Origin of the sequence: Paenibacillus amylolyticus (assembly GCF_003719335.1) — a bacterium.
Lineage (GTDB): Bacteria > Bacillota > Bacilli > Paenibacillales > Paenibacillaceae > Paenibacillus > Paenibacillus amylolyticus_D.
In genome coordinates, this window is sequence record NZ_RIAS01000019.1 from 33,979 (window position 1) to 47,548 (window position 13,570).

Below are 13,570 nucleotides of genomic sequence, written 5' to 3' on the forward strand. Positions count from 1 at the left end.
GTTGTCTGAACCTTGCTTTCATTGCATGGGGATGTATAATAGGAATAGCACAGCGTGTATCCATTTTTTTCGATATGGACGCATTCGTTTGTGCATAGCTATTGTCCTCTAACTTTTCAAACGAGATCATAGAACAACCATTATAAGGAGTGAAACTGAATGTCGATGTCATTTGATCAATACATGAGAGATATGGTTCAGCCAATGCGGGATGAGCTGACTCGTCTGGGAATCCAGGAGCTGCGCACACCAGAAGAGGTTGAAGCAAGCTTGCCGGATGCTAAAGGAACAGCACTGGTTGTAATTAACTCTGTATGCGGATGTGCAGCAGGTCAATGTCGTCCAGGGGTTGCTCAGGCACTTCAGAACGATATTACACCGGATCACCTTTACACCGTATTTGCAGGTCAAGACAAGGAAGCAACGGCAAAGGCTCGTGAATTCTTTGCGCCATATCCACCATCCTCACCGTCGATTGCTTTGATGAAAGACGGAGAACTCGTTCACTTTATCGAGCGTCACCAAGTGGAAGATCGTTCTGCAGAGGAGATCGCGGCTGACCTGACAAGTGCGTTTGAACGTTACTGCCGTTAATCCGCTTCATAGAACGCCCCGCACCTCGGATGCCCGATGCCGGGGCGTTTCATTTTGGACAGATCAGGTTATTGAACCATTCGAACCTTTCTAGCTGGACATCAAATCACCTTTCAAGCCAAGTATCAAAATACCTTTCAAATGGGGCATCAAAATCCTATTCATGTAGAAACGGGGTGTATGAACGATGAGTTTGCAACAACAGATCATCGCTGAATTGAAGGTTAAACCGAGCATTAATGAAGCTGAGGAAGTACGCAAGCGTGTGGACTTTCTGAAAACGTATGTAAAAAATTCCGGCACCAAAGGACTGCTCATTGCTATTAGCGGCGGTATTGACAGTGCTGTAGCGACAGCCCTTTGCAAACAAGCCACGGACGAGCTTACTGCAGAAAACAATCAAGAATACAAAACGCTGGGTGTGTTCCAGCCTTATGGAGAGCAAGCGGATATCCAGGATAGCTATGCTGTAGCGAAAGCATACGATCTGAAATATGTCGTGGAAACAAACATCGAAGATGCCGTGAATGAAATTGCACTGGAAGTGGAGCAGGGCTTCAAATCCCTGGGGAGTCCGCGCCATATGACTCACCAAGGCAAAGGTAATGTGAAAGCCAGAACACGTATGGTGATGCAATATGCGCTTTCATTTGAAGAAAACCTGCTGGTCGTAGGTACGGATCATGCATCCGAAGCGATTACAGGCTTTTACACCAAATGGGGCGACGGAGCGGTGGATATTACGCCACTGAGCACACTCAACAAACGTCAGGTTCGTCAGCTGGCTGCTTACCTGAAAGTGCCGCAATCCATTCTGGACAAAGCTCCTTCGGCTGGACTATGGGAAGGGCAAACGGATGAGGACGAGCTGGGCATCTCATACGAGGCGAACAGCGATTACCTTGAGGGCAAGCAGATTGACCCGGCTGCACAAGAGCGCTTAGAGGCGTTTTACACACGCACACATCACAAACGGAATGCGATTCCTGGTATTTAATGCCGGGAATTTAGAATAAATTCGAGCAACGTGTTTTATTTTGAAAATGATTCGTTGCTTGAAAAAAGAGTCACTGCCCTGAGCAGCGGCTCTTTTTGTTGTATGATCTCAACCGCGCTACTCGTTATTATCACGGTGAATACTTGCGGATCAGAAAATTTTAGCAAAAGTGGGAATGTGGATAACAGGTGCTCGCATCCATGCACGCCTCCTGCTACAATAGAATACGTGTTCGGAAAGATACGGATTCGTTGAAGTAAGGATTATCTTTTACAGCCTAAAAGATTAAGCAGGTGAATCGTTATGATATATGGCATTGGCAACGATGTATTAGAGATTGAACGGTCGCGCAGGTTGCTGTCTGGTCGTCAGGCAGAGGCGTTTATGAAGCGTATTTTAACTCCGGCTGAACGAGAAATTGCGGCTAGGCGCGGGAAACGAATGGCGGAGTTTGTATCCGGACGTTTTGCGGCCAAAGAGGCAGTGTCCAAAGCATTCGGGTGTGGGATCGGCGCTGTCATGGGTTTTCAAGACATCGAAGTGTTACCTGATCCGTCCGGTCGTCCGGTCGCTACAGTGTCTAGTCAGGCCTGGGAGCGGCTTCGGCTACCATGTGTTCAGAGGTACCAGATTCACCTAAGCATTACACATCAGACGGAGCTGGCGGCCGCATTTGCCATTGTGGAGCAGATACATGAAGTGAACGGGGAAGAGACGTAAGGGAAATGGACAGGTATGAATAGGTGCAGAGTACGGTTGACCCGCTTGAGGAATACCCGCATGGCTGAGGTCGACGGATAGCCGTAATCATTAGACCAGATAGCCGTGGCACCGCCTTTTCATTTATATAGTGAACTTTTCGGAAAATTGGGGATACAGGGAAGGAAGGGCATATGGGTTTACAAGAACAGAAACGACATTTCAGCGTGAATTTGCTGGAGTGGTACATGATTAATCGTCGGGATTTGCCGTGGCGCCGCCACAACAATCCGTATTTTACTTGGGTTTCGGAAATTATGCTGCAACAGACGCGCGTAGATACGGTGATTCCGTATTTTAACCGATTTATCGGGAATTTCCCGACTGTTCAGGCTCTTGCCGAGGCACCGGAGGAAGAGGTGCTGAAAAATTGGGAAGGGCTCGGATATTATTCGAGGGCGCGTAATCTTCAGGCGGCGGCTAAGCAGGTTATGGAGCTGCACGGCGGAGAGATGCCGCAAGACAAGCAGAGCGTCTTTGCGTTAAAAGGAGTCGGCCCGTATACAGCCGGCGCCATTCTCAGCATTGCCTTCAACCAGCCGCAGCCAGCGGTGGACGGCAATGTGATGCGGGTGCTGTCCCGATATTTCCTCATTGATGAGGATATTATGAAGGGCAGCACCCGGGTTTTGATGGAAGAGCTCGCGGGAGAGCTCATTCCGGAAGGGCGGGCGCGTGATTTCAACCAGGCGCTAATGGAACTTGGCGCGCTGGTGTGCACACCCAAAGCGCCGCATTGCTTGACTTGCCCGGTGATGGAGCAATGTTCCGGCAGAATTGCCGGAAGGGAGCTTACGTTGCCGGTCAAGACCAAAGCGAAGCCGCCGCGCCCTGAGCAGCGGCTGGTTGCCCTGGTGGAAGGCCGCGGTGCTCATCGCGGCCGTGTGCTTGTGCGCCAGCGCCCAGAGACAGGCCTGCTGGCCCGGATGTGGGAGCTGCCGCATGTGCTGGCGGCACCTGCCGCAGCGGGTAAGGCGGCAGCGCCGCTGGCGGATGAGCCGGCCATGGCTCTGCTGGCCGGCAGTCTGTGGGCGGAAGGCTTCGCTGCCCGCCCGGAAGGGCTGGCTACCCATGCGGAGCATGTGTTCAGCCACATTGTTTGGAGCCTGCAGGTGTACAAGTGCACCGAGCAGGACCAGAGCAGTGAGCTTCCGCTGATCGCCGCGGAAGCTAGAGCCGCCTACGATGCACAGGCGGCATCACAGGCGGAAGCAGCTCCAGCTGCAGAGTCATCTGCATCTACCGCCGCTCGTGCGGCGCAGGAAGCCCTGACAGGTAAAGGTGATGGCCTCACGTATCAGTGGATTGGCCCGGAAGATATGGAGAAGCTGGCTTTCCCTAATGTCTTTTTGAAGCTTCTTCGCAACTATTTTGCTGGCGCCTATGATGAGGCAACGGAGTAATCAACAACAAAGAGCCTGAGTCGATCACAAGGATCGATTCAGGCTCTTTTATTCGAACAGCGTCTTACTTCGCTGCTGCGTAACGTTTGTTTACTTCATCCCAGTTGATTACGTTCCAGAATGCACCGATGTAATCAGGACGTTTGTTTTGATATTTCAGGTAGTACGCGTGCTCCCATACGTCAAGACCCAGAACTGGAGTCAGACCTTCGAAGAGCGGGCTGTCTTGGTTAGGCGTGCTAGTGATGGACAATTTGCCATCTTTGCCTACAACGAGCCATGCCCAGCCGGAACCGAAACGAGTTGTAGCTGCTTTAGCGAAGTCTTCTTTGAACTTGTCAAAGCCGCCCAGTTCGCTGTCGATTGCTGCTGCGATGTCACCTGTAGGTGCGCCGCCGCCGTTAGGTCCGATGATTTCCCAGAACAAGCTGTGGTTAGCATGTCCGCCGCCGTTGTTACGAACCGCTGTGCGGATGCTTTCCGGTACGCTGTCCAGATTAGCGATCAGATCTTCCAAGCTTTTGTTTTGCAGTTCAGGAGCGCTTTCCAGAGCTGCGTTCAAGTTAGTTACGTAAGTGTTGTGATGGCGATCGTGGTGAATTTCCATTGTTTGCGCATCGATATGTGGTTCCAGTGCGTCGTTAGCGTAAGGAAGTGCCGGTAATTGAAAAGCCATAGTGAAATACCTCCTGAGATTTTGTGATTTGTTGTTAAGGTACATATGTAATAATACCCTTGTCACTATTATTAAACCGCATTCGGGATAATTAATCAACATTTTTGTTTATTAAGTCCCTCGAACCGTTAATCAAAAGCTAGGCCAGAGATAACAAACATATTTTACCCATTATGACTAAAATTATAATATTTTGACGGAAATAATCGATAAAAATCAAAGTTAATCATTGTAAACGTTTACAATAAAGCGCTTACAGAAGAAAATGCGTGTTTTCTGGAGTAAAGTATGGTTTAATTGACGGAGAAGCGGTATTTTCTCGTTTTTTGTCATTATTATGAACATCGGGTTTTTGGTAAAAGGGGATTCCCTTTTTTGTAAAACCTCATCTTAAGCTAACGAAAAGGGAGATTTCAAACATGCACGTTCGTTCCTTTCAGTTGAGTGATGCAAGCCAGATGACGGAGCTTCTCCAGGTTGCACTATCGGAAGAGTGTTATGAAAACACGATGGGCCCGTTTGCCCGTCAATTGTCATGGGATTCTGATCTGATCATGGTTGCGGAAGAAGAGGGAGACCTCGTCGGCGCATTGATCGGTACGATTGATCAAAACCAGGGATGCATCTATCGTATTGCGGTTCATCCAGACTATCGTCGCCGCGGTGTCGGCAAAACACTTGTCGAGGCTATGGAACAGCGATTCCAGCAGCGCAAAGTCAGCCAGATATGGGTGGCCGGTGATGAGCACAACAAAGCAGCCATGCCTTTGTACGAAGCAATGGGGTATGGTGCCAATAAGATCCTGAGTGCTTTCCAGAAACTTAGTATTTTGTCCAAGGCTTAATCGATGCAGGTAAATTCGGTGTAGTTAGATAAAGAAATAAAGAGAGTTTCATTTTCATATTAGGCATGTCTGTTCACGCATCATGGCGTGATAGATATGCCTTTTCTATTTATATGAGGAGGCAGCGCTAGATATGCATCCTTTTTTTATTTTTCCAAAGCGTGCACTTATAAAGATTGTATGGTTCAGAATGCTGGTGACCATCTCCAATTGTTTCGCTCTTCCAAATAGAGTAGACTGAAAAGGAGTACGACCAAGGTTATACGTTATAATCTACAAACTGATAAATGAGGTGTCTCTTTGAATTCTAATATGCCTTCTATGGAGCATTCGACGTTTGAGGAGCAAAATCAGAAGCCTGTCCCAGAGCAAGCAGGAAAGTCCTGGACAGCTGAATTGTGGGACTGGGTGAAGACCATTGTGGTGGCCTTTGTGATCATGATGTTGCTGAACCTGTTTGTATTCAATCTGTCGATGGTCAAAGGACAGTCTATGCAGCCAACGCTGGTCGAGTCCGATCGTCTGTTTGTGAACAAGATGGTCTATCATTTCGGTGAACCAGCCCGGTCGGATGTGATCGTTCTTCGTGATCCGAGTGAAGATGCAGGCAAGAAGGATTTTCTGGTGAAACGAATCGTTGGACTTCCTGGAGATACAATTGAGGTCAAAGACCATCATCTATATGTAAATGGTGTTCAGCAGGCAGAGAGTTACACCGACATTGAGGTACAGGACCCTGATTTTGGGCCGCTTACGCTGGCATCGGATCATTTCTTCGTCATGGGAGATAATCGTCATGAAGGCAAAAGCAAGGACAGCCGTGTGTTTGGGAGTATAACTTCCAGCGAGATTGTCGGCAAAGCCGAGTTTATTTTCTGGCCATTCTCCGAGATGAAAAAGCTGTAAAATGTTGGACTACAACAACTTCGAAGCGCAATTTGCGTTTAACCATACAGGCACGTAGACTGTACATTTAATCTGATGCAAGACATATATCGTTATAGTTCAGCGCCTGGTCTCTTAAGTGAGGCGGGCGTTCATTGTTTAAAGATAACGAGATTACGTGCCTTATAGAAAAGAGGGAAGAACAATGACGAACGTACGGACCGGGGCAGCACAGGCCGCCTCCGTATGGGAAGCGTTAAAGCAGGAGATCAAGGCGGCAGGCCCGGAACTGGGAATAGATGATATTGGATTCGCTTCAGCGGACCCTTTTATTTCTTTGAAGTCACTGCTGGAGCAGTCTCGGGATAAGGGATACGCGTCAGGATTTGAAGAACCGGATATTGAAAAAAGAGTGCATCCCGCCCTGCCGGATAGCGAACCTGCTTCCCTGATCGCCATAGCTGTAGCTTATCCGTCCAAAATGGTTAATCCGCCGAAGTCGGAGCCTGGCGCGTACCGCGGCATTTTTGCTCGTTCGGCTTGGGGGCAGGATTATCACCAGGTGCTTCGCGCGGCGATGGACAAGCTGGTGAACTTTATCCGTGAACGCGTACCGGAAGCGATCATTGAAAGTATGGTGGACACAGGTGTGCTTGTGGATCGTGCCGTATCGCAACGGGCGGGGATCGGGTTCAGTGCCAAGAACTGCTCGATTATATCGCCCAAATTCGGTTCGTGGATATTCCTGGGGGAGCTTGTCACGAACATTCCGTTCCCGCCGGATACTCCCGTAACTGAGGATTGCGGGGAATGCACGAAATGCATTGATGCCTGCCCTACAGGTGCGCTGGTTGGCCCTGGCCAATTGAACGCGCAGCGTTGTATTTCTTTTCTGACCCAGACAAAAGGGTTCTTAGATGAAGAGTTTATGTTGAAAATAGGCAACCGCCTGTACGGTTGTGATACATGTCAGATTGTATGTCCGAAAAATCGGGGCAAAAACTGGGATCATCATCCCGAGTTTCATCCCGATCCTGAGGTTGTAAAACCTTTGCTGTTGCCGCTGCTGGATATCGGCAACCGTGAATTCAAGGAACGTTTCGGTCAAAGCTCTGCCGCTTGGCGGGGCAAAAAGCCGATCCAGCGCAATGCGGTCATTGCACTAGGCAATTTCAAAGACAAAAGCGCTGTACCGAAACTAACGCAGGTACTGAAGCGTGATCCGCGTCCGGAACTGCGGGGAACCGCTGCCTGGGCGCTGAGCAGAATTGGAGGAGAAGATGCCATGAGAGCTATTGGGGAAGCTGCCGCGATCGAACAAGATGGGAACGTGCTAAGTATGCTGCAGAAGGCCAAGGAGAGATTGTTATCGTCCGAGACCTTACCCGATCCGTCACAGGCGGAACAAGTGAATGTGGCGAAGCAAGTGCACGCGATAGAGCAAGAACGAGTAGACATAGAGGGCGTTGTGAAAGACGGACAAACCGAATTTTTATCTCAGATAAGAGATACGGAGTTTGGAAAGGACATTCAGTGGACTACGAACGGTAGTAAGAGTGAAGGTGAAGGTGAGCCGGAGCAGTCCGTCTCCTCTGGCAGATCCGAAGCAGCTGCATGGAAGCCGTCTGCAGTAACTGGGCTTCACGGCAAGCCTGTGTATTATGATGAGGTGCTGACACCGATCGGGACACTTACCGTATGTGCAACCGATGAAGGACTGTGTCATATCGATTTTGGTGCTTTTCATGTTCGGGAAGCTCATCTGCAACAATGGGCCCGTACGTGGGTCGGTGAATATCGATATGAGAAAAATGAAGAGAGGCTCAGCGAAGCTGCTAAACAGCTAGGGCAGTATTTTGCTGGGGAAAGAACGACATTTGACTTGAAGCTTAAGCAGTATGGGACTGCATTCCAGCTACAAGTTTGGGAGGTTCTGTCCGATATATCTTATGGAGAAGCCTTAACCCACCAAGAGGTTGCGGAAAAGATCGGCAGGCCCAAAGCTGTACGTGCAGTTTTGGATGCTATTAGCAAGAACCCAATCCCGATTATTATTCCCTGTCATCGCATGAGCGGTAAAGACGGCACCCTGGTGGGTTACGCAGGCGGTCTGCAAACCAAGGAGCAATTGCTCGCATTGGAGCAGCAATCGTAAGAGCGGGGGACGTTCATGAAGTATGTAAACGTGGAAAGCGTGGAGGCGGGTGAGATTCTGGGCAAGACGGTGTACTCCAGTAACGGTACGGTATTGTTGTCTGCCGGAGTCGAACTTACCGTGTTTATGGTCAATACGCTGAAGCGTATCGGGGTAACCACGCTGTACATCCAGGATGAAGCGTTTAAAGATGTGGATACAGAAGATATTCTGGATGAAGCCACGAAACGGGCCATTATCAATGAGATGAGCGTTACGCTGGAAGCGGTCCGGTCCGGGAAAGACTGGAGCCCGAAGAAAGTTGCGCTCAGTATAGACAAATTATTGAATGATGTGCTAAACGGGCGAGAATTGCTGGTGCAGTTAACCGATATCCGAACCCAAGACAATGCACAATATGTTCATGCGATGAATGTCTGTTTGTTGTCTTCGGTTATTGGGCTGAATATGGGGCTTAACTACAATCAGCTCAAGGATCTGGCTGTAGGCGCCCTGCTGCATGATATTGGAAAAGTAGGTGAAACTCCTGGCACGATGCCTTCTTCAAAGCTGCATCATACATGGCGTGGCTTTGAAGTGATCAAGAATAAACGTGAGTTCAGCTTGCTTGTTGCTCACACTGCGCTACAGCATCATGAACATGAAGATGGCAGTGGTGTACCAAGGGGCATCAGGGGCAAAGATATCCATCTATTCGCCAAAATTGTCAGTGCGGCTAACATCTATGATAATCTCATTAACGGTTTGTCAGGTAGCAGCATGTTGCCGCACGAAGCGTGTGAGGAGATGATGGCGATGTCCGGAACGAAGCTGGACCGGGATATCCTGATTGAGTTTAACAAAAGTGTATCCGTATATCCCAACGGGACGGCTGTTCGGTTGTCTACGAAGGAAACGGGCGTCATTGTTCGGCAACACCGGGGTCTGCCAGGCAGACCGATCATTCGGGTGGCTCGCGGCAGCACACGCTATTCGCTGGATGTCGTTGAGATTGATCTGGCCAAGCAAACAACGGTCTTTATCGAAGGTGTGCTGACTTAAGCAGGAAAACTGGAAAATGCGTTTGCTCAGGACGTGTGGAAATGCTATGATAACTCTCAGGAAATCAGGTCAGTGTTATGTTTGCATCGTGGTATAATCTTCATCATTCATGATGTGTACAAGCACAGATCATCAGTTTTTTTAGATTGCATATTGCATACAGAGGTGTCTAAGAGATGGAGATTGTAATACCGATTATTACATTGATTGTGGGTCTGGTCGGTGGATTTTTCATCGGGGTGTTCTACCTGCGTAAACAGCTTGAGAAAATGCAAAGCGACCCTGACATGTTACAGAAAATGGCGAAGCAAATGGGTTATAACCTGAATGGCAAGCAAATGCAGCGTGCCCAGCAGATGATGAAGAACCAGCAGCCAGGCGCAAAAATGCCTCAGCCGACTCAACATCCTGCGCGTAAAAACTCGGGCCGCCGAAAATAATAGCTGTGGGTAATTAAATCGCTTGCAGGATGTGGTTCGAAAGGAGGCGCTTGGCAGTGGCTGGCGTGAAAGATTATTTGAATTCCAAAGTATCCGACAATCGGGAGAAGATCGAGTATCATGTCGAACAGATTCTCAAATTGATCGGAGAAGATAGCACACGTGAAGGACTTCTGGAAACGCCTGCGCGTGTAACCCGGATGTACGAAGAGATTTTTGGCGGATATGAAGTAGATCCCCGTGACGTGTTGGGTGTCACCTTTGACGAGAATCACGAAGAGCTGGTTATCGTGAAAGATATCGTGTACTACAGCCAGTGCGAGCACCATATGGCACCGTTTTTTGGTAAAGTCCATATTGGATATATACCTAGCGGAAAAATTGTGGGTCTGAGCAAGATGGCACGCCTGGTTGAAGCGGTAACGCGTCGTCTTCAAGTACAGGAACGTATTACATCACAGATTGCGGACATTTTGACAGAAGCGGTTGCACCGCATGGTGTGATGGTTGTCGTTGAAGGTGAGCACTTGTGCATGTGCTCCCGCGGCGTGAAGAAACCGGGCAGTAAGACGGTAACCTCTGCTGTACGTGGATCTTTCCGTGATAATCCTGCACAGCGTGCCGAGTTTCTGTCTTTGGTTAAAGAGTAATACTAGGGCGTGTCTTGAAACCTACTGAAGTGCATCTTTTCCCCCTTTTTCGCCCCCTGCTACGTCACTTCCCCTTGACGTGCCCCGGCACGCCTGCGGGAAACTTCCTTGCTTGGAACGGAAATTTGGAAAAATCTGCTTTCTTCAGCGTTTTCAGACACGCCCTAAATAAGCCGAGTTCCTTGGGGAACCGGCTTATTTATATAGGGCTTTTTTTCGTATTTGTCGGAGGGACTGAAACTACATATGAATTCGATAGTCGGAGGTTATGGACGATGAATATACCTTCCCAATCCAATCAACTGCCTGAGCCGGAGAAGAGCGAGTTGATTGTACAAAGGATATCCGCTGAGAAGCATTCATCGCTGCGTTTGCAAATTTGGGAGACACCGCTTATGCGTCGTGACAGCAGTGTGCTTGACGCTTTTGCATGGGAAGAAGTGATGTGCAGACGCGTGGGGGCAGGCCATCTGCCTGTTGCTCATATATGGCGGCATCCAGATGCCTTTGTGGCCGGCTTACGCGACCGAAGGCTGCCTCGGGCAGTCGAAGCGATGGATGCTATTAGAGGTCAGGGGACAGCTGTCTGTGTAAGGCCTTCTGGTGGTGCCGCAGTTCCGTTGAATCCGGGTGTTGTCAATGTGTCGCTGATTTTGCCCAATCCGGGGCACGCCATTAATATTCATGATGATTTCCGCGAGATGGCTTCGATCATTGCCGAGTCGTTAACTCCCTGGTCAACTCAGGCGCAGACCGGAGAAGTACAGGGGGCGTTCTGTCCTGGGGATTATGATGTCAGTGTGGGTGGTTTGAAATTTTGCGGCATTGCCCAGCGGCGTCAGGCCAAAGCCTACATCATTACAGCATTTATCATTGTGGAAGGTCAGGGGGATCGGCTTGCTGCGGAGGTGCGTAAATTCTATGAAGAGGCCTCGGGGGGAGTAGCCGAGGGATATCCTGAGGTAAAGCCCGGAACTATGGCAAGTTTGCAAGAGCTGGCAGGGGTGCCATCCACGGCTGCGTATACGGCTTCGTTGGTACGCACACTGCGTAGCAGATATCCTCATGCAGAGACAGAACGGGTGCTTTCTGTTGATGCGGATGATGTGTCTCTGACGACAGAACAGATGAAACAGCGCTACGACTGAGTTCTTTTGCAGGTAGGCTTGGAATTGGTGAAGAGAGATGGTATGATGTGATTTCGGAAGGAGAGGATTTAGAGTGGAAACATTGCGATATACATACCTGTATGAAGTCATTTCGACAGGTGAAAAATCAGAATTTAGCCAAATGGCAACCAGTAAAGAAGAGGCTGCTGCTTTGATTGTGGCACGTATTGCTGATCTGGAGTTCACAGAAGAGTCCGATATCAAACTGGGCGATCTGATCGCCATCAGCAAACAGGTTGGGGACAACTATGTAGCTTGCGAGGGCTGTGCTTCTTAACATAGGTATATTATGTATGAAGTCGATATTTAGGCGAATCTCTAATGAGAGGTTCGCTTTTTTTGTTATTTCTTCTACAATTCAAGCAGATAACATCGCATATACATGGGTTTTATCCTGTTATAGAAATAACGCCAACAGGTTTCAAAGAGATATCTTTCAGTCATAGACTGGAGATATCTCATTTTTTATTTGTTTTAGTTAGATATTGGATTTAATATCCCACAGGTGCTACAACATTCTAATAAGGCGGCCATAGCAGCTTGCGCGCGGTCTCGTACCGTTCAGCAACAGCAGGCCAGTAGACGACATTCCACCAGTCTTCAATGTACTTTTTGCGTTCATTTTGATGCTTGAGATAGTAGGCGTGCTCCCATACATCCAGTGGCAGGAGTGGAACGATATCCGATTGGGACAGATTCTGATGTTTTTCAGCCTGCAAAATTTCCAAGCGGTGAGCTCGCGGACTCCAGACCAGCATTGCCCAGCCGCTGCCTTCCACCTTGTTTGCCGCCTCGGTAAATTGATTTTTGAAAGCTTCATAGCTGCCAAAATCACGTTTGATCTGCTCTGCAAGCATGCCTGTAGGTTTACCGCCACCTACCGGGTTCATAATGGTCCAGAAGATGGTATGCAGATAATGTCCTGCTCCATTAAAAGCTAGCTCACGTTCCCAATGTTTGATGAGTTCAAAATTGTTCTTTTTCCGGGATTCAGCCAGCTTCTTCTCCGCAACGTTCAAACCGTCCACATAGGACTGATGGTGCTTGTCATGGTGAATGCGCATCGTTAGTTCGTCAATATGCGGCTCCAGCGCATTATACGCGTAAGGGAGCGGAGGTAACGTGTGCCCGCCAATAGGAACCGGCTTTTCTTTTACCGGGGCAGAAGCAGGCAGAGTTTCGGCAGGAGCGGTACCACCCGTCGAAGGTTGGAGTGGCGACGATTGCACCTGCGCGGAAGCCGAAGGGGATATATTGGCATTGGTTTGCCCGGCCGAAGATGTTTGTGACTCCGCTGCTTCTAGACGTACGTCTGAAGCCGCCTTGGAGTTAATGTTGTGCAGTGCATTCTCTAGCAGCATCGATGAGGCTGGTTCTGTTTCCCGCAAAATGCCGGGCTGGCTCAGCGTTTCTAATACCCCCAGGAAATACTCCGACTCGCGGATGATATGCAAAATGAAGGTTTTAGCAAGTGGGACCGCGCGCACCGCTGTACTTTGCTCAAGCATGATATACAGCTGCTTTATAAACTCTCTGGACTGATGCTGTGCTGTCCGGACGAGTTGATCGATACTTCGCATGATATAGGGAGCTGGCGGCTGCGTTGCAGGCAATAGCTGTTTTATCAGCTGATTCGCCATTCGCTCACTGTTCGCAAAGGCTGCTTCCCATTCCTCCAGAAGTTTAACGTAGGAGGGCTCGAGGTCAGGAATCAGTGTGCGAATGATGAGTGTATGTTCCTTCTCTTGCTCTTTCCAGAAACGGATTTCTTCCAGCGTCCGCAGAGGCAACAAATGGCCGTATCCATCGCAGTTCATATGTGTTATACCTCCAATCTTTCAGATTTTTTGAATAAAAAACCACTTCTTTCAAGGCATGTGCCAAAATACAAATCCGCTCTTCGTTCAAGTGCCATTGCTCTGTCTCAACAATGTATTCTTGTGAAGTATTGTCCTA

The 13,570-nt window shown here is 48.9% G+C and carries 14 protein-coding genes; 12 read left to right on the forward strand and 2 right to left on the reverse strand.

Annotated elements, in window-relative coordinates; genetic code table 11:
- The first annotated feature begins 159 nt into the window (after positions 1-159).
- The 4 genes from EC604_RS25470 to mutY all read left to right on the forward strand — a co-directional run bounded on the left by EC604_RS25470 (position 160) and on the right by mutY (position 3,753).
- Positions 160-594 carry a BrxA/BrxB family bacilliredoxin gene (locus EC604_RS25470; RefSeq protein ID WP_123066841.1) on the forward strand — a complete coding sequence of 145 codons (435 nt, stop codon included), beginning with the start codon at positions 160-162 and terminating at the stop codon, positions 592-594.
- 187 nt (positions 595-781) lie between these two features.
- Positions 782-1,591: an ammonia-dependent NAD(+) synthetase gene (gene nadE, locus EC604_RS25475; protein WP_123066842.1), complete on the forward strand. Its 810-nt coding sequence runs from the start codon at positions 782-784 to the stop codon at positions 1,589-1,591.
- A 303-nt stretch (positions 1,592-1,894) separates the two neighbouring features.
- A complete protein-coding gene (acpS, locus tag EC604_RS25480) occupies positions 1,895-2,311 on the forward strand; it encodes a holo-ACP synthase (protein WP_123066843.1) in 417 nt (138 codons plus the stop codon).
- 173 nt (positions 2,312-2,484) lie between these two features.
- Positions 2,485-3,753, forward strand: a complete 1,269-nt coding sequence (mutY, locus tag EC604_RS25485; protein ID WP_123066844.1) for an A/G-specific adenine glycosylase — start codon at positions 2,485-2,487, stop codon at positions 3,751-3,753.
- A gap of 64 nt (positions 3,754-3,817) precedes the next feature.
- Here mutY and EC604_RS25490 read toward each other — a convergent pair whose 3' ends face one another.
- Positions 3,818-4,429: a superoxide dismutase gene (locus tag EC604_RS25490; protein ID WP_123066845.1), complete on the reverse strand. Its 612-nt coding sequence runs from the start codon at positions 4,427-4,429 to the stop codon at positions 3,818-3,820.
- 419 nt (positions 4,430-4,848) lie between these two features.
- Here EC604_RS25490 and EC604_RS25495 point away from each other — a divergent pair, with 419 nt between their 5' ends.
- The 8 genes from EC604_RS25495 to EC604_RS25530 all read left to right on the forward strand — a co-directional run bounded on the left by EC604_RS25495 (position 4,849) and on the right by EC604_RS25530 (position 11,891).
- The gene (locus tag EC604_RS25495) at positions 4,849-5,274 is read left to right on the forward strand and encodes a GNAT family N-acetyltransferase (RefSeq protein ID WP_090924581.1); all 426 of its coding nucleotides are present in this window, start codon (positions 4,849-4,851) and stop codon (positions 5,272-5,274) included.
- A gap of 300 nt (positions 5,275-5,574) precedes the next feature.
- Entirely contained in the window at positions 5,575-6,180 is a 606-nt protein-coding gene (gene lepB, locus EC604_RS25500) for a signal peptidase I (RefSeq protein ID WP_429352066.1), read from the forward strand.
- A gap of 184 nt (positions 6,181-6,364) precedes the next feature.
- The gene (gene queG / locus EC604_RS25505) at positions 6,365-8,314 is read left to right on the forward strand and encodes a tRNA epoxyqueuosine(34) reductase QueG (RefSeq protein WP_123066846.1); all 1,950 of its coding nucleotides are present in this window, start codon (positions 6,365-6,367) and stop codon (positions 8,312-8,314) included.
- A 15-nt stretch (positions 8,315-8,329) separates the two neighbouring features.
- Entirely contained in the window at positions 8,330-9,355 is a 1,026-nt protein-coding gene (locus EC604_RS25510) for an HD-GYP domain-containing protein (protein ID WP_123066847.1), read from the forward strand.
- Positions 9,356-9,531: 176 nt separating this feature from the next.
- Entirely contained in the window at positions 9,532-9,795 is a 264-nt protein-coding gene (locus EC604_RS25515) for a YneF family protein (protein ID WP_123066848.1), read from the forward strand.
- 56 nt (positions 9,796-9,851) lie between these two features.
- The gene (folE, locus tag EC604_RS25520) at positions 9,852-10,445 is read left to right on the forward strand and encodes a GTP cyclohydrolase I FolE (protein WP_090924577.1); all 594 of its coding nucleotides are present in this window, start codon (positions 9,852-9,854) and stop codon (positions 10,443-10,445) included.
- A gap of 275 nt (positions 10,446-10,720) precedes the next feature.
- The gene (locus EC604_RS25525; RefSeq protein ID WP_123066849.1) at positions 10,721-11,593 is read left to right on the forward strand and encodes a lipoate--protein ligase family protein; all 873 of its coding nucleotides are present in this window, start codon (positions 10,721-10,723) and stop codon (positions 11,591-11,593) included.
- Between the two features lie 73 nt (positions 11,594-11,666).
- Positions 11,667-11,891, forward strand: coding sequence for a hypothetical protein (locus tag EC604_RS25530; protein WP_090924575.1), 225 nt, complete (start codon positions 11,667-11,669; stop codon positions 11,889-11,891).
- Between the two features lie 241 nt (positions 11,892-12,132).
- On the opposite strand, the gene EC604_RS25535 is transcribed toward EC604_RS25530, so the two are convergent.
- Positions 12,133-13,431 (reverse strand): Fe-Mn family superoxide dismutase, encoded by a 1,299-nt coding sequence (locus EC604_RS25535; protein WP_123066850.1) that lies wholly within the window; start codon positions 13,429-13,431, stop codon positions 12,133-12,135.
- Between the last annotated feature and the right edge of the window lie 139 nt (positions 13,432-13,570).

Bases quoted from the DNA above. Each gene is read 5' to 3' on its own strand.
- acpS (WP_123066843.1), top strand. From the start codon at position 1,895: ATGATATATGGCATTGGCAACGATGTATTAGAGATTGAACGGTCGCGC.
- EC604_RS25510 (WP_123066847.1), top strand. From the start codon at position 8,330: ATGAAGTATGTAAACGTGGAAAGCGTGGAGGCGGGTGAGATTCTGGGC.
- nadE (WP_123066842.1), top strand. From the start codon at position 782: ATGAGTTTGCAACAACAGATCATCGCTGAATTGAAGGTTAAACCGAGC.
- EC604_RS25495 (WP_090924581.1), top strand. From the start codon at position 4,849: ATGCACGTTCGTTCCTTTCAGTTGAGTGATGCAAGCCAGATGACGGAG.
- EC604_RS25490 (WP_123066845.1), bottom strand. From the start codon at position 4,429: ATGGCTTTTCAATTACCGGCACTTCCTTACGCTAACGACGCACTGGAA.
- mutY (WP_123066844.1), top strand. From the start codon at position 2,485: ATGGGTTTACAAGAACAGAAACGACATTTCAGCGTGAATTTGCTGGAG.
- EC604_RS25515 (WP_123066848.1), top strand. From the start codon at position 9,532: ATGGAGATTGTAATACCGATTATTACATTGATTGTGGGTCTGGTCGGT.
- EC604_RS25470 (WP_123066841.1), top strand. From the start codon at position 160: ATGTCGATGTCATTTGATCAATACATGAGAGATATGGTTCAGCCAATG.
- queG (WP_123066846.1), top strand. From the start codon at position 6,365: ATGACGAACGTACGGACCGGGGCAGCACAGGCCGCCTCCGTATGGGAA.
- EC604_RS25535 (WP_123066850.1), bottom strand. From the start codon at position 13,431: ATGAACTGCGATGGATACGGCCATTTGTTGCCTCTGCGGACGCTGGAA.
- EC604_RS25525 (WP_123066849.1), top strand. From the start codon at position 10,721: ATGAATATACCTTCCCAATCCAATCAACTGCCTGAGCCGGAGAAGAGC.